The 15,809-nt window shown below is 66.9% G+C and carries 16 protein-coding genes; 10 read left to right on the top strand and 6 right to left on the bottom strand.

Translation table 11 applies throughout. From position 1 onward, the window contains the following. Window positions 1-147 precede the first annotated feature (147 nt). From AHIS1636_RS09425 to AHIS1636_RS09415, 3 genes are all read right to left on the bottom strand, one after another. Complete coding sequence (locus AHIS1636_RS09425) at window positions 148-423, bottom strand: SHOCT domain-containing protein (RefSeq protein ID WP_309298603.1); 276 nt, start codon at window positions 421-423, stop codon at window positions 148-150. A 69-nt stretch (window positions 424-492) separates the two neighbouring features. Then, window positions 493-942 carry a DUF6325 family protein gene (locus AHIS1636_RS09420; protein WP_264795575.1) on the bottom strand — a complete coding sequence of 150 codons (450 nt, stop codon included), beginning with the start codon at window positions 940-942 and terminating at the stop codon, window positions 493-495. 125 nt (window positions 943-1,067) lie between these two features. Further along, the gene (locus tag AHIS1636_RS09415; RefSeq protein ID WP_264795574.1) at window positions 1,068-1,517 is read right to left on the bottom strand and encodes a DUF7144 family membrane protein; all 450 of its coding nucleotides are present in this window, start codon (window positions 1,515-1,517) and stop codon (window positions 1,068-1,070) included. 519 nt (window positions 1,518-2,036) lie between these two features. Here AHIS1636_RS09415 and AHIS1636_RS09410 point away from each other — a divergent pair. After that, window positions 2,037-3,086, top strand: a complete 1,050-nt coding sequence (locus AHIS1636_RS09410) for a CapA family protein (RefSeq protein WP_264795573.1) — start codon at window positions 2,037-2,039, stop codon at window positions 3,084-3,086. A gap of 9 nt (window positions 3,087-3,095) precedes the next feature. On the opposite strand, the gene AHIS1636_RS09405 is transcribed toward AHIS1636_RS09410, so the two are convergent. Further along, on the bottom strand, window positions 3,096-3,818 hold the full coding sequence (locus tag AHIS1636_RS09405; protein WP_264795572.1) for a type 1 glutamine amidotransferase: 723 nt from the start codon (window positions 3,816-3,818) through the stop codon (window positions 3,096-3,098). Continuing rightward, entirely contained in the window at window positions 3,818-5,092 is a 1,275-nt protein-coding gene (locus AHIS1636_RS09400; protein ID WP_264795571.1) for a Mur ligase family protein, read from the bottom strand. The genes AHIS1636_RS09405 and AHIS1636_RS09400 overlap by 1 nt, the downstream gene beginning before the upstream one ends. A gap of 161 nt (window positions 5,093-5,253) precedes the next feature. Between AHIS1636_RS09400 and pdxT the strand changes: the two genes are divergently transcribed. The 9 genes from pdxT to AHIS1636_RS09355 all read left to right on the top strand — a co-directional run bounded on the left by pdxT (window position 5,254) and on the right by AHIS1636_RS09355 (window position 15,118). Continuing rightward, on the top strand, window positions 5,254-5,919 hold the full coding sequence (pdxT, locus tag AHIS1636_RS09395) for a pyridoxal 5'-phosphate synthase glutaminase subunit PdxT (RefSeq protein ID WP_264795570.1): 666 nt from the start codon (window positions 5,254-5,256) through the stop codon (window positions 5,917-5,919). 2 nt (window positions 5,920-5,921) lie between these two features. Next, entirely contained in the window at window positions 5,922-6,680 is a 759-nt protein-coding gene (locus AHIS1636_RS09390) for a YebC/PmpR family DNA-binding transcriptional regulator (RefSeq protein WP_264795569.1), read from the top strand. A gap of 16 nt (window positions 6,681-6,696) precedes the next feature. Further along, window positions 6,697-7,272: a crossover junction endodeoxyribonuclease RuvC gene (gene ruvC / locus AHIS1636_RS09385; protein ID WP_264795568.1), complete on the top strand. Its 576-nt coding sequence runs from the start codon at window positions 6,697-6,699 to the stop codon at window positions 7,270-7,272. A gap of 146 nt (window positions 7,273-7,418) precedes the next feature. Next, on the top strand, window positions 7,419-8,057 hold the full coding sequence (gene ruvA, locus AHIS1636_RS09380; protein WP_264795567.1) for a Holliday junction branch migration protein RuvA: 639 nt from the start codon (window positions 7,419-7,421) through the stop codon (window positions 8,055-8,057). Next, on the top strand, window positions 8,057-9,142 hold the full coding sequence (gene ruvB, locus AHIS1636_RS09375) for a Holliday junction branch migration DNA helicase RuvB (protein WP_264795566.1): 1,086 nt from the start codon (window positions 8,057-8,059) through the stop codon (window positions 9,140-9,142). Before ruvA ends, ruvB begins: the two co-directional genes overlap by 1 nt. Before the next feature lie 141 nt (window positions 9,143-9,283). Further along, window positions 9,284-9,736, top strand: a complete 453-nt coding sequence (gene yajC, locus AHIS1636_RS09370) for a preprotein translocase subunit YajC (protein WP_264795565.1) — start codon at window positions 9,284-9,286, stop codon at window positions 9,734-9,736. A gap of 102 nt (window positions 9,737-9,838) precedes the next feature. Continuing rightward, window positions 9,839-11,572, top strand: coding sequence for a protein translocase subunit SecD (gene secD / locus AHIS1636_RS09365; protein ID WP_264795564.1), 1,734 nt, complete (start codon window positions 9,839-9,841; stop codon window positions 11,570-11,572). After that, window positions 11,572-12,591, top strand: a complete 1,020-nt coding sequence (secF, locus tag AHIS1636_RS09360; RefSeq protein ID WP_264795563.1) for a protein translocase subunit SecF — start codon at window positions 11,572-11,574, stop codon at window positions 12,589-12,591. The genes secD and secF overlap by 1 nt, the downstream gene beginning before the upstream one ends. Window positions 12,592-12,901: 310 nt before the next feature. Next, a complete protein-coding gene (locus AHIS1636_RS09355) occupies window positions 12,902-15,118 on the top strand; it encodes a RelA/SpoT family protein (protein WP_264795562.1) in 2,217 nt (738 codons plus the stop codon). On the opposite strand, the gene AHIS1636_RS09350 is transcribed toward AHIS1636_RS09355, so the two are convergent. Further along, window positions 15,115-15,753, bottom strand: a complete 639-nt coding sequence (locus tag AHIS1636_RS09350) for a type IV toxin-antitoxin system AbiEi family antitoxin (protein WP_264795561.1) — start codon at window positions 15,751-15,753, stop codon at window positions 15,115-15,117. The two genes, AHIS1636_RS09355 and AHIS1636_RS09350, sit on opposite strands and share 4 nt — an antisense overlap. Window positions 15,754-15,809 lie beyond the last annotated feature (56 nt).

Below are 15,809 nucleotides of genomic sequence, written 5' to 3'. Positions count from 1 at the left end.
GCGCCAACGAGGGCGAACGCCCGGCATCGCAGCCCAGCTGCGGTTCCGGGCGTTCTGCGTTTCCGGAACAGCGGCCTGCGGCACTGTGCCCTGCCGGCCGGGGCCGGCAGGGCACGGTCGGGCGGTGAGCGGCACTACCCGTGGATCTCAGCCGCCCAGGATTTTCGCCTTCTGCGCCTGGAACTCAGCCTCGGTCAGGATTCCCTGCGCTTTCAGGTCCCCCAAGGTCTTCAGCTGCTCCAGCGGATCAGCGGCCGGCGCTGCCGCTTGCGCCGACGCGGTCTCGTATGTCGGTTGCACGTACGCCTGTTGCGCGTACTGGGGTTGAGCGTACTGCGGTTGTGCGGGCTCATTCTGCGCGTATTGCTGCTGCGCCTGGGCATCCCAGCGCGCCTGTTGGCGGCGCTGCACGCGGCCGCTCACAGCTGTCGCGGTACCTGCGACAACCGCCGTGCGGGCCACTCCTCGTAACAGTCCCATGCCTGGTCCTCCTCAGACCTTCGACTCGGATTCCATCGCGTCCAGCGCAGCCATGACATCCTGGGCCGGAATGCGCGCACTTGCGATGACTTCGCCTCCGGCCTCGCGGGCAGCGGCAATGAACGGTATCGCCCACAGATTCTCGTAGACGATGAGCGCAGCTGCCGTGCCCGGTTGCATGGCCTGCGCCGCTTCGGCAATTTCGGCGTCGCCCAGGAGGCCGGATCGGACCGAGGCAAGGGACGCAAATCCCTCCAGGCCTTCGGTTGCTTCTTCCGTCAATTCGGCGCCGGCTACGGACCCGTCCTCATCCTTCGTAATGATGATGAGGTCGTAGACCCAGACCACCTTCCGCTGGATCAGATCCTTGAGCGCCTCGGCCGTGGCGCCGCTGCCCGTCCGTTCCAGTGGAAATTCGATCAACACGAAGTCGATTGGGCCGTGCACATCTGTAGTTGCCACGAACATCACCCCTGCAATCCGATTGGTGGTCCAAAGACCTGCCTAGTGTATTTTTGGCTGTCCGCCGGGACATCACCCCCGCCGAATGATCTTCGCGGGCCGCGTCCCGGGCGGAACCAGCGCTATCAGAACGGCCCGCGTGTCCTCAGGTCGCGGGGGTGGGCCAGGACAGCCCAGATGATGACCACGTCGAGGACGATGATGAGGGCGCCCCACAGCGGGTAATACGGAAGCCACATGAAGTTCATCACCGCGCTCAGCGACGCCAGCACTACCGCGAGAATGCGGGCCCAAACGGCGCCCCGGAACAAGGCGGCCCCGCCGAACACCAAAAGCACGCCTCCGATCAAGTGGGTCCAGCCCCACGAGGTCACATCGAACCGGTAGATGTACTCCGTGCCGACGACGTAGAACTGATCGTCGAACAGCGCGACAAGCCCCTGGAGGATGTGGAAGGCACCGGCAATGATCATGATGACACCGGCCATGAGAATCGTCCCGGCGGCCGCAACGCTGTACTCCCTGTCGGGAGGCCGGCCGGGATCGGTCGTCCGCCCCACGGAACTGCTTGCCATGGTGATGGCTCCTCCCTCGTGCGGTGCGCCGGTTGCAACACTGTTCTGTCACTGAAGATCCGGCCCACCCGCAATAAGTCCACTCCCGTCCCGGCGGTCTTTCCTCATCCTCGTTGGATGATCCTGCAGCCCCTGCCAGCCGTGCGGTCTACCCGCAGGTCACCGGGATGAAGACCTCCGCAGGAATACACTGGCGGCATGATCCGATGGCAGGCGCAGGGGCGCGGTCCGGACCGGCGGTCCACGCGCAGGCCTGCTTCGCCGCTGCCGGCCATAAAGGCGGCGGTCCTGGCAGCGGCTGTTCTGACGGTGGCGGGCCTGCTCCTATCAGGCTGCACCAGCGGGCCGGCGGCAGGGGGACCGGACCAGGGCGCGGCGGAAACCGGACCTGCAGCGGGGCTTGCCGGGCCGGGCACGGCAGGAAGCGGCGCCGTCGGAGAGACACCACCGTCCTCCGCTGCCGCGGATTCCGCCCCGGAACCGGCCGTGACAGCCGGCGCGGGCCCGGATTGCCCGGGAATGCGATGCGCCACGGTGGCGATGAGCGGGGACCTGCTGCTGCACGAGCCCCTGTGGGAGCAGGCCGCGCGCGATGCCGCCCGGACGGCCAGCGGAAAGCTGGATTTCCGCCCGGTCCTGGCCGCACAGGAGCAGTACCTGGAGACTGCGGATCTTGCCATCTGCCAGCTGGAAACGCCGCTGGCCCAGGCAGACGGGCCATATTCCGGCTATCCGGCCTTCAACGTCCCGCCGCAGATCCTCGATGCTGTTTCGGCTGTCGGCTACGATGCCTGCACAACGGCCAGCAACCACAGCATTGACGACGGCACGGCCGGCGTGGACCGGACCCTCGACGCGCTGGATGAGCACGGCCTCGAACATACCGGGTCCTACCGCAGTCCCGCAGCGGCCCGGCAGGTGCTGATTGTGGACACTCCCGCCGCGCGCGTTGCGGTCATCACCGGCACTTTCTCCCTGAACGGGTTGGAACCGGAGGCGGCGTGGCAGGTGGACAGGCTTGACCCCCGGACCATGATTGCGAAGGCCAAGCAGGCGAGGGCGGAGGGAGCGGACATTGTCCTGGGCGCTATTCACGCCGGGGACGAATACTCCGATGATGCGAACGCGCAGCAGCGGGAAGCCGCCCACATGCTGGCCGACAGCGGCGAGTTCTCCCTGGTCTACGGGCACCACAGCCACTCCGTCCAGCCGATTGAGCGGTACGGCGGCACCTGGATTGCCTACGGGCTGGGCAACACCATTGCCGCGCATGCCACGGACAACGTCCTCAACACCGAAGGCCTGATGGTCCGGGCACAGTTCAGTCAGGAGGCGGATGGAAAGGCGTGGGAAGTTGCGCGGCTGGACTGGCTTCCGGCCACGTTCGATGGACCGCAGCATCGCTGGTGCCCGGTGGCGGCCGACAGGCTCGATGCCGCTTCCGCAACAGGGCAGTGGTGCATCTCGGAACAGGCGGATACAGCCAGCCGCGCGCGGATCAAGGCAACGGTGGAATCGATGGCCGGCGCCGGCGGAGCCGTCCGCGAGTGGCTGCTCAGCGGGGACTGACCGGAAGGGTCAGCGCGGGCGTGCCGCGGCGTCGGAGCGTGCGGCCGCCTCGTAGGGGACCTCCAGCGCAACGTCGTTGAACGTGCCGTAGCGGCGCTCGGCCGCGTGACGCACCAGATAGTCGGCTACTGCAGGGTTCTTGGGCAGCAGCGAACCGTGAAGGTAGCTGGCGATGACGTGCCGGTAGCGCGCGCCCTCTGTGCCGTCCTGGCCGTTGTTTCCCTGCCCCTTGGTGACGGTGCCGAACGGTGTCAGATCCGGGCCGAGCGTGGTCAGGCCGCTGTGGTTTTCGTAACCGATGACGGTGCCGAATTCGGCGCTTTCCAGTACAGTGTTGCCGATCAGCCGGGTCGGTCCGCCGACGGTTTCGGCGTCCAGCAGTCCGATGCCGGTGATGACCTCGCCGGTGTGGGTGGTGAACCGGTGGCCGAACAACTGGTACAGGCCGCAGATGGCGAGCATGGGCACGCCGTCGTCGGCCAGTTCCTTGAGCCGGCCGCCCAGTCCCAGCAGGTCTGCCTGGATCTTGTTCTGGCCGGAGTCCTGGCCCCCGCCGCCGACAATCAGGTCCACCTGCTCCGGGAAGCTGTCGCCCGGGTTGTATTCGTGCAGGCGTACCTCGTAGCCGCGCAGCTGGAGGCGCTTGCGCAGGACCAGGACGTTGCCCCAGTCACCGTAGATGTTCATGTCCCGCGGGTACAGCTGCAGCAGGTCGATCACCGGTGCATCCATCAGGAGACCACCTCCACTTCGGTCAGTTTGCCCAGCTCCCGGCGCAGCGCGAGCATGGCGGTGTAGGTGCAGTAGATGCGTTTGGGCTGCCCGGGGCCGAGCTCGATGAACCGGCGCAGCGATGCCGTCAGGTCTGTGTCGACCCGGCCTACGGGTACGTCTTCGTAGAACAGCCGCAGGGCCATGTCGTTCGCGCGCACGCCGCTGACTTCGTCCACGCCGGCTTCGGCGAGCGAGTCGAAATCCACGTCCCAGAGCCAGGACATGTCGCGGCCGTCGGCATAGTTGTCATTGATCGCAATCATGGTGCGGAATCCCGCCGCGGGGAAGGACTTCAGCGCCAGCCGGAAGCCAGCCGGATTCTTTACGAGCACCAGGTCCAGGGGCTGGCCGTTCACGGTCAGCGATTCGCCGCGTCCGAAGGCCGGCGTGACGGCCTCCAGCGAACGCAGCAGCGCGGCCTCGTCGGCGGCCTCTCCGAGTACGGTGCGGGCCAGGGCCAGTGCCGCGGCCGAGTTGTAGACGTTGTACACGCCGGTGAGTTTCAGCCGGGCGTCGACGTCCCGCCCGTCCACCGTGAAGGTGGCGGCGGGCCCGTCGCAGGCGGAGAGTACGACGTCGGCATCCGGCAGCGCGGCGATCTCACCGGTAGCGCCTGAACGCATTTCGTCGTCGCCCGGGAACATCCGGCGCAGGTCGGGGGTCAGCCCGAAGTACCGGATTTCGGGCGCAGTCACCGCTGCGGCGAGGCCTGCAATCCGGTGGTCTTCGCGGTTGAGGACCACCGCCTCGGTCGTCGCCTCGGCGATTTTGCGGAGGAACCCGGCCGTCGTTTCGATTTCGCCGAAACGGTCCAGCTGGTCGCGCATCACATTGAGGAGCAGGCTGTAGCGCGGCGGGACGAGCTTCACGAAGTGGACGGCGTGGGCCTCGTCGAGTTCCAGCACCGCGATGTCCGCGCCGAGCTTGCCGGCGGGATTCGATTCGCCCAGCACGGCAGCCACGACGCCGCGGGTGAAATTGCTGCCGGTGCGGTTGGTGAAGACTTTCAGCCCCTGGCCCTGCAGCAGCTCGACGACCATTTTCGTCGTCGTCGTTTTCCCGTTGGTCCCGCTGATCACCACGACCCCGTGCGGCAGCCTGCCCAGGGTGCGGGGCAGGAACTCAGGGTCGATCTTTTCGGCGATCAGGCCGGGGAGGGCGGAACCACCTCCACGTAGCTTCGCCACCACCCGGACGGTCTTTCCGACAACGGTCGCTAGGAGGTGTCGCATGACTAGAAACTATACAAGCTCCCGCCGGTGTGGCCGGTCAGGGGCATCCGAACGTGCCGGGCGGTGCCGCCGGTTCGCGTGCGGATGCGCGGGGAGGATAATGTTTTTTCCTGGCCGGATCCCGGCCGTTGCCCCGTTGACACTGGAAAAGGAAACCCTGCGTGGTCAAAATCGGCGTGCTCGCCCTCCAAGGAGACGTCCGCGAACATCTAGCTGCCTTGGTCCATAGCGGCGTCGAGGCGGCCACCGTGCGGCGGCCTGCGGAACTGGACGCCGTGGACGGGCTGGTCATTCCCGGCGGCGAGTCGACCACGATCGACAAGCTCACCCGGATCTTCGAGCTGGCCGATCCGCTGAAGGAGCGGATTGCCGCGGGCATGCCCGTCTACGGATCCTGCGCCGGGATGATCATGCTGGCCAACGAGATCGCCGATCCGGCCACGGACCGGCAGGGCAACCCGCAGCAGACGCTGGGCGGCCTGGACATTACCGTTCGCCGCAATGCGTTCGGCCGCCAGCGGGAGTCGTTCGAGACCGATCTGGCCTTCCGCGGGCTGGAATTCAGTGCGGCGGTGCCGGGGACCGAACCGGAGCCGGTACACGCCGTCTTCATCCGCGCCCCGTGGGTTGAACGCCTTGGCGAGGGCGTAGAGGTGCTGGCCCAGGTCCTGCCGGAAGAGGCGTCGCACACGGGAACACTGCATGGGACGGCTAGAATTGTCGCAGTGCGTTCGCGGCATCTGCTGGCGACATCCTTCCACCCGGAGGTTACGGGGGAGCGCCGCATCCACGAACTTTTTATCAGAATCGTTAGAGGAGAAGCGTAAGCATGTCGGGACACTCCAAATGGGCGACGACCAAGCATAAGAAGGCCGTCATCGATGCCCGCCGCGCCAAGTCCTTCGCCAAGCTGATCAAGAACATCGAAGTCGCCGCCCGCGCCGGCGGGGCCGACATGTCCGGCAACCCCGCCCTCGAACTGGCGGTGCAGAAGGCCAAGAAGACCTCGGTTCCGAACGACAACATCGACCGGGCGGTCAAGCGGGGCGCCGGCCTGACCGGCGAGGCCGTGGACTACCAGGAGATCATCTACGAAGCCCGCGGCCCGCAGGGTTCGGCCCTGCTGATCGAGTGCCTGACCGACAACAAGAACCGCGCTGCTTCCGAGGTCCGCCTGGCGATCACGCGCAACGGCGGCACCGTGGCGGATCCTGGCTCGGTGAGCTACCTGTTCAGCCGCAAGGGGGTCGTGAACCTGCCGAAGAACGACCTCGGCGAAGACGATGTCCTGATGGCGGTCCTGGACGCGGGAGCCGAGGAGGTCAAGGAATCCGGCGGCAGTTTCGAGGTCCACAGCGAGCCCACGGACCTGCGCGCCGTGGTGGCGGCCCTTGAGGAAGCCGGCATCGAGTACGAGACCGACGAGATCGAGTTTGTCCCCTCCATGGAGGTCGGCCTGGAGCTGGACGCCGCGCGGAAGTTCATGAAGCTCGTCGACGCGCTGGAAGACCTGGACGACGTCCAGAACGTGTACTCCAACGCCGACCTGTCCGACGAGGTCATGGCCGCCCTGGAATCCGAAGACTGAGCCGGACCACAACCGGATGACCCTGCGTGTCCTGGGCATCGACCCCGGCCTCACGCGCTGCGGTTTCGGCGTCGTCGACGTGGAGCCGAACCGGCGCGCCACGCTGGCCGGAGTCACGGTCGTCGGCACTTCCGCCGACGTGCCGCTCGAGCAGCGCCTGCTGGCCATCGCGACGGCCATCGACGAATGGCTGGACCGCTACACGCCGGACGTCCTGGCGGTGGAACGTGTCTTCAGCCAGCTCAATGTCAGCACCGTGATGGGCACCGCCCAGGCGTCGGGCATCGTGATTACGGCCGCGGCGCGACGGGGCATCACGGTTGCGCACCACACGCCTACCGAGGTCAAGGCGGCCGTTACCGGCAATGGCCAGGCGGACAAGGCGGCGGTGACCAAGATGGTGACGCGCATCCTCCGGCTGGACACGCCGCCGCGCCCGGCGGATGCGGCGGATGCCCTGGCGCTGGCCATTACACACGCCTGGCGGGGGAGTGCCACGACGGCGTCCGCGGCGGCGGGGGGACGTTCCCTGACGCCGGCCCAGCGCGCCTGGGCAGAGGCGCAGGCGCGGGCCCAGCGCAGGAAGTGGTGAACCGGTGGTCCCTCGTCCCTCGCCCGTCCGGCGCGGCAATCGGGCTGAATGTCCCCGGCAACGCGTAGGCTGTTCGTAAATATGTTCGGAGAAACGACGCCGTCGGAGGCGGCGCGTTTCCAGCCCTGCGTTTATGGAGTCACTACATGATCAGCTCGCTTCGCGGCATTGTCAGCCATGTTGGCCTGAACTCTGCCGTCGTCGACGTGAACGGATTCGGCATGCTGGTCCAGGCGACCCCGCAGACCCTGGCCACCCTGCACGTCGGACGCGAAGCCTCACTGGCGACCCTCATGATCGTCCGCGAGGACTCGATGACGCTCTATGCGTTCGAGGACGCGGTCCAGCGGGAGGTCTTCGAAACCCTGATTTCCGTTAGCGGCGTCGGGCCCCGGCTCGGTCTGGCCGCACTGGCCGTGCATCCTCCGGAGGCGCTGCGTCAGGCCGTAGCGGACGGGGACAGCAAGGCCATCAGCAAGGTTCCGGGCATTGGCCCGAAGCTGGCCGGACGGATCGTCCTGGAACTGGCAGGCAAGCTCGTGCCGGTGGAAGGACCTGCGGCGCCCGCGGGGCCGGCCTGGCAGGACCAGGTCCTGCAGGCGCTGACCGGCCTGGGCTGGTCGGAGAAGGACGCGGCCGCCGCGCTGGACCGGACGGCCGAGGAGAACCCGGACGTGGCGGCCGGTTCGGATGTGGGCCGGATGCTGCGGCTGACCTTGCGGAGAATGGGACAGGATAACGGCCGGACCGGCGGCAGCCGGCGCGCCCCGGCGGGTGCCCGCTGATGCCGGCGGAATCCGAAGGCACGTCCATCGTCTCGGCGGCGGGCGAAGCTGAGGAACGCGCGCTCGAGTCGGCGCTCCGGCCCAAGAACCTGGCGGATTTCGTCGGCCAGGCACGGGTGCGCCGGCAGCTGTCCCTGGTGCTCGAGGCGTCGAGGATCAGGGAGCGCACGGCGGACCACGTCCTGCTGTCCGGTCCGCCCGGCCTGGGCAAGACAACGCTGGCCATGATCATCGCGGCGGAAATGAACGCCCCCCTGCGCATCAGCTCGGGACCCGCCATCCAGCATGCGGGGGACCTGGCGGCCATCCTTTCCTCGCTCACCGAAGGCGAGATCCTTTTCCTCGACGAGATCCACCGGATGTCCCGGCCGGCCGAGGAAATGCTGTACATGGCCATGGAGGACTTCCGGGTGGACATAGTGGTCGGCAAGGGGCCGGGTGCCACGGCCATTCCCCTGGACCTGCCGCCGTTTACCCTGGTCGGCGCCACGACACGGGCCGGCCTGCTGCCCGGTCCGCTGCGCGACCGGTTCGGATTCACCGGGCATCTGGAGTTCTATTCGACGCAGGAACTGGAACTGGTGCTCCGGCGTTCGGCTATGCTGCTGGACCTCAAGATCAGCTCCGCCGGCTTCGCCGAAATCGCCGGGCGGTCGCGGGGCACTCCGCGTATTGCCAATCGGCTGCTGCGCCGGGTGCGGGACTGGGCACTGGTCCACGGGATCGACGAAATCGACGCCAGGTCTGCCGCCGCCGCGCTGGACATGTATGAAGTGGACGAACGCGGATTGGACCGCCTGGACCGCGAGGTCCTCACGGCCCTGATTACGAAGTTCGGAGGAGGTCCGGTGGGCCTTTCCACCCTGGCCATCGCCGTGGGGGAGGAGACCGAAACGGTGGAGACCGTGGCCGAGCCGTACCTCGTGCGCGAAGGGCTTCTGGGTCGGACGCCGCGCGGACGGATCGCCACGCCGGCCGCCTGGGAACACCTCGGCCTGGAGATGCCGGCGTCCGCCGCCGGGGCTCCGGACCTGCTGTCGGTCCTCGAGGAGGAGGAACGCGGCTTCTCCGATAGCGGATCGTGACGTCACCGCCGGGCTGCACGCGTAGAATGGATGGCAGCCAGGCTTGCTCCGTGCCCTACAAGGCGCTGCCCTGTCCGGCGCAGACCATCCGAGTGCGGCCGTGCCGCAGCTCGCGTCCAGAAGAAGGAACGGAACGTCTCAGTGTTCGTAAACGTCTTTGCCAATAACACCGCGCAGCCCCAGGGCGGCGGGTTCGACTTCATGACCCTCGCGCTATTCGTCATTTTCGGCCTGCTGATCTTCATGATGTTCCGGAAGCAGAAGAAGGTCCGGGCGCAGATGCAGGAGAAAGCCCAGACGATGCAGGAAAAGATGCGGCCGGGCACCCAGGTAATGACGCAGTTCGGCCTGTTCGGCACCGTGGTTTCGGTGGACCGGGACGAGAACAAGGCCGTCATCGAGCTGTCGCCCGGAAACACGGCCACCGTGCACCTGCAGGCCGTCAGCGAGATCATCGAACCGAAGGATGCCGTGGTTCCCGATGACGCGTCCGCCCTGGCCGGCGGGAACGAGCCGTCCGTGTTCCGCGAGGATGAATCCTCGGACGAAGCCCTGAAGCGGCTGAACGAAGAACAGAACAAAGACAACAAATAGTCCGCACGCGGTTCCACCGGCCGGACCAGTGGGTGGGGGCAGCCCCGCCCATTTGTCATGCGGGAATTCCTGCGCCGGCAGCCGTCGAGAGAAAGACCATTCATGGCACGTTCCGGCCGCAATTCTGCCGCCAAGAGGACCCTGATCTGGCTCGGCGTCCTTATTGCCGTCCTGACCGCTGCCCTGGGCGGCGGCGTTCTTTCGAACCAGGCCAGCTGGGCGCCCAAGCTGGCGCTGGACCTCGAAGGCGGCACCCAAATGATCCTCGCCCCGAAGGTTCAGGGCGGGGGCAGCCAGATCACGAGCGAGCAGCTGGACCAGGCAGTCGAAATCATCCGGCAGCGCGTGGACGGCTCCGGCGTGGCCGAAGCCGAAATCAGCACCCAGTCCGGGCGCAACGTCATTGTCAGCCTCCCCGGCGTGCCGGACGAGAAGACCCGCGACCTCATCCAGGCATCCGCCGCGATGGAGTTCCGCCCGGTGCTGGCCGCTGCCTCCGGAGCGGCGGTGCCGAAGGAAAGCCGTACTCCCGAAGCCGAGTTGCCCAAGCCGAGCGGCAAGCCGGCTAACGCGAGCGACCTGAACTGGATTACTCCCGAGCTGTACCAGGAGATGGAAGCGCGCGACTGCACCGACCCGGCGACGATCGCCGCGGCGAGCGAGGAGCCCTCGGATCCCAAGAAGCCGATGATCGCGTGTGAACCGGACACCGGCCAGAAGTACATCCTTGGCCCGGTCGAGGTGCCCGGCACCGATATCCAGGACGCCAGCTTCGGACAGGTCCGGGGCAACCAGGGCCAGTCGCTGAACCAGTGGGCCGTCAACATCGAGTTCAATGGCGAGGGGACGCAGACCTTCAAGTCCGTCACCGAACGGCTCTTCGGCCTGACCGGCGCACAGAACCAGTTCGCCATCGTCCTGGACGGCACGGTCATTTCGGCACCGACCACGAACGCCGTGATTCCCGACGGCCGCCCTCAGATTACCGGCAACTTCACGGAAGAATCGGCACGGGCGCTGTCCGAGCAGCTGAAGTACGGCGCACTGCCGATCAGCTTCGATATTCAGAGCGAGACCCAGATCTCGGCAACCCTCGGCTCCGAACAGTTGCGCATGGGCGTCATTGCAGGCCTGATCGGCTTGCTCCTGGTCGCCATCTACTCGTTCTTCCAATACCGGATGCTCGGATTCGTGACCATTGCTTCCCTGGTGGTGGCCGGAATCCTGACCTATCTGGCCATCGCGTTGCTGGGCTGGACGGAGAACTACCGCCTGTCGCTGGCCGGCGTGGCCGGTCTGATTGTGGCCATCGGCCAGACGGCGGACTCGTTCATCGTCTACTTCGAGAGGATCCGCGACGAACTGCGCGACGGCCGCGGGCTGGTGTCCGCCGTCGACAACGGCTGGAAGAGGGCCAAGCGCACGGTGCTGGCCTCGAAAGCAGTCAACCTGCTGGCCGCCGTCGTCCTGTACTTCGTGGCGGTTGGAAACGTCCGTGGTTTTGCGTTCACCCTGGGCCTGACGGCCATCGCCGACCTCGTGGTGGTTTTCCTGTTCACCCACCCGGTGATGATGCTGCTGGCCCGCACGAAGTTCTTCGGCGAAGGCCACCGCTTCTCCGGGCTGGACCCGAAGCGCCTGGGCGTGGTGCCGCTGTACCGCGGCGCGGGACGCATCCGCCAGCCGGGCGAGGGCACGCCGAAACCGCGGGGCAAAACCGCCGGTGCGGCGGCGGAAGCGCAGCGGCGCCAGACCATTGCCGAGCGGCGGGCCGCCGCAGAGAAAGAGCGTGCCGCCGCGGTCTCCGGGCGCAGCACGGATAAGGAGAGCAACTGATGCCTAACTTCGCAACGTTCGGCAACGAGCTCTACTCGGGCAAGCGGTCCTACCCCTTCGTCCAGAAGTACAAGCTGTGGTTCATCATCGCCGGGGCGGCAGTGCTGCTCTCCATCATCATTCCGGTGGCCAAGGGCGGCTTCAACCTCGGGATCGACTTCCGCGGCGGATCAGAGTTCACTGTCTCGCAGACCCAAAACACGGACCTGAGTCTCGGGAAGGACGCCGTCACCGCGGTGGAGCCCGCGCTGGATCCGGAAGTCACCAACATTGCGCCAAACACGGTCCGGATCCAGACGGAGCAGCTCTCCGATGACCAGACCCTGGCGGTCCGCGACGGGTTGATCAAGGCCTACGGCGTCAAGGCGGACCAGGTGACGTCCAACTTCGTCGGCCCGACGTGGGGCGCCGACGTGACGCGCCAGGCACTATGGGGGCTCGTCGTCTTCGTCGCCCTGGCCGCGGTGCTGATGGCCATCTACTTCCGCACCTGGAAAATGTCGGCCGCGGCGCTGGCCGGCATGGGCGTCGTCATGATCGTGACGGCAGGGCTGTACTCGCTCATCGGTTTCGAGGTCACGCCTTCGGCCATCATCGGTTTCCTCACCGTGCTGAGCTACTCGCTCTACGACACCGTGGTCGTCTTCGATAAAGTCCGCGAAAATACCGCCGACATCGCAACTTCGACCCGGCGCACCTTCGATGAGGAGGTCAATCTGGCGATCAACCAGACCTTGGTCCGCTCCATCAACACCTCTGTGGTCGGGGTCCTGCCCGTCGCTTCCATCCTCTTCATCGGCGCGCTGCTGCTGGGCGCAGGAACGCTGAAGGACCTGTCGCTTTCGCTCTTCATCGGCATCATCATCGGAACGGCCACCACGGTGTTCATCGCCGCTCCGCTGTACGCCCGGCTGCGGACGAACGAGCCGGCCCTGGTCCAGCAGGCCAAGAAGGTCCGGCTCCGCAGGGAGCAGGAAGCCAAGGCCCGCGAGACGGCCGGGGAGTCTGCCACGGCCTAGAGCATGGACGGGCGCCGGCCGACGCGGGCGGCGCCCGTGTCCGGCCTCTGCCTTCGGGCATACACTAGAACGATGGAGCATTCGGCCACCCCGGGGAGAGGCGGCCTGATCGGTCCTATACACGCTGCGTGAGGCGGCCCACGGCAGGAAGGTTTGGCACTTGGTAGATAACGGTGGCGCATCGAATCGGGCACCGGGTGCCGTTGCCAAGCCCGGACCCGGACCTGTTGCCGTGCCTACCGAGGCCCAGGCGCCTGCGGCCCAGGAAGCACCGCCCCGTCCCGCCTTTCCCGGGCGGCGGGAGCGGACCATGTCGCGGCTGGCAAGGCTGACCGGACGGGGGTCGCCCGGATACTCGCCGATCCTCGAGCCCCTGCTGCGCACCGTTCGGGCCAACAACCCGCGTGAAGACTTCGACCTGATCCACCGGGCCTTCGTTGTGGCAGAGCGCAGCCACCGCGGGCAGAAGCGCAAGAGCGGGGATCCGTACATTACGCACCCTGTCGCGGTGGCGACGATCCTGGCGGAGCTCGGCATGACCGGCACCACGCTCGCCGCGGCGCTGCTGCACGATACGGTCGAGGACACCGACTACACCTTGGACCAACTGCGCAGCGAGTTCGGTTCCGAAGTGGCCATGCTCGTGGACGGCGTCACCAAGCTGGACAAGGTGCAGTTCGGCGACGCCGCGCAGTCGGAGACCGTGCGCAAGATGGTAGTCGCGATGGCCAAGGACATCCGCGTCCTGGTGATCAAGCTGGCCGACCGGCTGCACAACGCGCGGACCTGGCGCTTCGTGTCGCCGGAGTCCTCGGCGAAGAAGGCGCGCGAAACGCTGGAAATCTTCGCCCCGCTCGCCCACCGGCTGGGCATGAACACGATCAAGTGGGAGCTGGAAGACCTTTCCTTCGCCGCGCTGCACCCAAAGGTGTACGAGGAAATCGTGCGCATGGTGGGGGACAGGACGCCGGAGCGCGAGAAGTACCTGACGATGCTGCGCACCAAGATCGGTGATGATCTGCGCGGCGTCAAGATCAAGGCCACCATCACGGGCCGCCCGAAACACTACTACTCGATCTACCAAAAGATGATCGTCCGCGGCAAGGATTTCGACGACATCCACGACCTGATGGGCATCAGGGTCCTGGTGGACAGCGTTCGGGATTGCTACGCCGCGCTCGGCGCCCTGCATGCGCGGTGGAACCCCCTGCCCGGGCGGTTCAAGGACTACATCGCGATGCCCAAGTTCAACATGTACCAGTCGCTCCACACCACGGTGATCGGCCCGGGCGGCAAGCCGGTGGAGATCCAGATCCGCACCTACGAGATGCACCGGCGGGCCGAGTACGGCGTCGCGGCGCATTGGAAGTACAAGGACGCCGCGAAGTCCGGTACTGCCGCGGACGGCGGTGACATGGGCTGGCTCCGCAGCCTCGTGGACTGGCAGCAGGAGACGTCCGATCCGGCAGAGTTCCTGGATTCGCTGCGGTTCGAGATCAACGCGCGCGAGGTTTTCGTCTTCACCCCGAAGGGCGAGGTGATGGCCCTGCCGGCCGGATCCACGCCGGTGGACTTTGCCTACGCCGTCCATACCGAGGTGGGGCACCGCACGATCGGTGCCCGGGTCAACGGCAAGCTGGTCCCGCTGAACAGCGAACTCAATCACGGCGACTGGGTGGAGATCTTCACCTCGAAGGCTGAGGGCGCCGGCCCAAGCCAGGACTGGCAGGGTTTCGTCAAGAGCCCGCGGGCACGCAACAAGATCCGGCAATGGTTCACGAAGGAACGCCGGGAAGAGGCCATCGAGAAGGGCAAGGACCTGCTCACCCGCGCGATGCGCAAGCAGAACCTGCCCCTCCAGCGGATGATGACGCACGACGCGCTGCTGGCCGTTGCCCAGGAGATGCACCATCAGGACATTTCCGCGCTGTATGCCGCGGTCGGCGACGGCCACAGCTCGGCGCAGAACGTCATCGAGCACCTGGTCGCGCTGCTGGGTGGCCAGGAGGCAGCCGAAGAGATGGAAGCGCCCATCTCCGTTGCCCCCAAGCGGCCGAAAACCTCGGATTCCGGCGTCACCGTCGTCGGTGTCGGAGACGTCTGGGTCAAACTGGCCCGCTGCTGCACGCCGGTCCCGCCGGACCCGATCATCGGCTTCGTGACCCGCGGCTCCGGGGTTTCGGTGCACCGCTCCGACTGCCGCAACGTCGAAGACCTCCGGGAGCAGCCCGGGCGGATGGTCGAGGTGGAGTGGGCGCCGACCAAGGCCAGCGTCTTCCTGGTGGAGATCCAGGTCGAGGCGCTCGACCGCAAGAGCCTGCTCTCGGACGTGACCCGGGTCCTCGCCGAGAACCATGTGAACATCCTCTCCGCGACGGTGCATACCTCGAGCGACCGGCTCGCGGTGTCCCGGTTCTCCTTCGAGATGGGTGATCCGAAGTACCTGAGCCACGTGCTCAGCGCGGTGCGGCGGATCGACGGGGTCTTCGACGTCTACCGGACCACGGATTCCCGGCGAAGGATCTAGGGCGGTTCCTCGGCTCCGCGCTGCGCCAGTGCGCTGTTGACCCGTTCCAGCGCCTTCGCCTTTCCCGGCATGCGCGGACGCAGCTGCAGGGTCTGGCGGATGTAGCCCAGCGGGCACTTCAGCGTGGGCACCGAGGACAGCGCCAGCAGGGCGGGAACTGCATCCTCGTCCGGCGCATGCACGGCTATGTCCAGGGCCGTGCGGAGCGGGGACGTGAGCGGCACCCCGGCCATGCCAACGGTGTCAGCGGGCCCCAGCGCCACCTCGTGGATGCGCACGGCACGGCAGCGTCCCTGCGACGTGGCGCGGTACCGGTGGTCCAGCAGGACGGTCACTTTGGGCTCCGGAGGCGCGCAGCCGTAGACCCACGCCGCCGTCAGCCGGCCCAGCACGACCTTCCTCCGGAACCCCGCCGGCAGCACGGCCGCCGCCGCCAGGGCGCGGTGGGCAGGGGTAATGGGCTCCGTCGAGCCGATATAGCCGGTCTCGAGGACATTGACCAGGAGGCCGTCCAGTTCCATCGCGCGGAGTTCGTTGCCGCTGAAGGGGCTCCCCGGCAGCAGGAGCCGCGGGCCCGGTGGAGGTCCGGCGGCACTGGCCGGGGAAGCTGCAGGCGACAACCGTGAAGAAGGCATACGGTAAGTCTGCCAAACCGGGCGGAAACTGATCAGGGGGCGGAACCGATGTGTGG

This window comes from Arthrobacter mangrovi, assembly GCF_026011795.1.
Taxonomy (GTDB): Bacteria; Actinomycetota; Actinomycetes; order Actinomycetales; family Micrococcaceae; genus Crystallibacter; species Crystallibacter mangrovi.
This window is presented reverse-complemented; position numbering and strand designations above follow the sequence as displayed.

Coding starts and splice junctions, on each gene's coding strand:
- AHIS1636_RS09350 (WP_264795561.1), bottom strand. CDS start 15,753: ATGCCTTCTTCACGGTTGTCGCCTGCAGCTTCCCCGGCCAGTGCCGCC.
- AHIS1636_RS09355 (WP_264795562.1), top strand. CDS start 12,902: ATGTCGCGGCTGGCAAGGCTGACCGGACGGGGGTCGCCCGGATACTCG.
- AHIS1636_RS09415 (WP_264795574.1), bottom strand. CDS start 1,517: ATGGCAAGCAGTTCCGTGGGGCGGACGACCGATCCCGGCCGGCCTCCC.
- AHIS1636_RS09400 (WP_264795571.1), bottom strand. CDS start 5,092: ATGCGACACCTCCTAGCGACCGTTGTCGGAAAGACCGTCCGGGTGGTG.
- ruvA (WP_264795567.1), top strand. CDS start 7,419: ATGATCAGCTCGCTTCGCGGCATTGTCAGCCATGTTGGCCTGAACTCT.
- secF (WP_264795563.1), top strand. CDS start 11,572: ATGCCTAACTTCGCAACGTTCGGCAACGAGCTCTACTCGGGCAAGCGG.
- ruvC (WP_264795568.1), top strand. CDS start 6,697: ATGACCCTGCGTGTCCTGGGCATCGACCCCGGCCTCACGCGCTGCGGT.
- AHIS1636_RS09390 (WP_264795569.1), top strand. CDS start 5,922: ATGTCGGGACACTCCAAATGGGCGACGACCAAGCATAAGAAGGCCGTC.
- AHIS1636_RS09410 (WP_264795573.1), top strand. CDS start 2,037: ATGCGATGCGCCACGGTGGCGATGAGCGGGGACCTGCTGCTGCACGAG.
- secD (WP_264795564.1), top strand. CDS start 9,839: ATGGCACGTTCCGGCCGCAATTCTGCCGCCAAGAGGACCCTGATCTGG.
- AHIS1636_RS09405 (WP_264795572.1), bottom strand. CDS start 3,818: ATGGATGCACCGGTGATCGACCTGCTGCAGCTGTACCCGCGGGACATG.
- ruvB (WP_264795566.1), top strand. CDS start 8,057: ATGCCGGCGGAATCCGAAGGCACGTCCATCGTCTCGGCGGCGGGCGAA.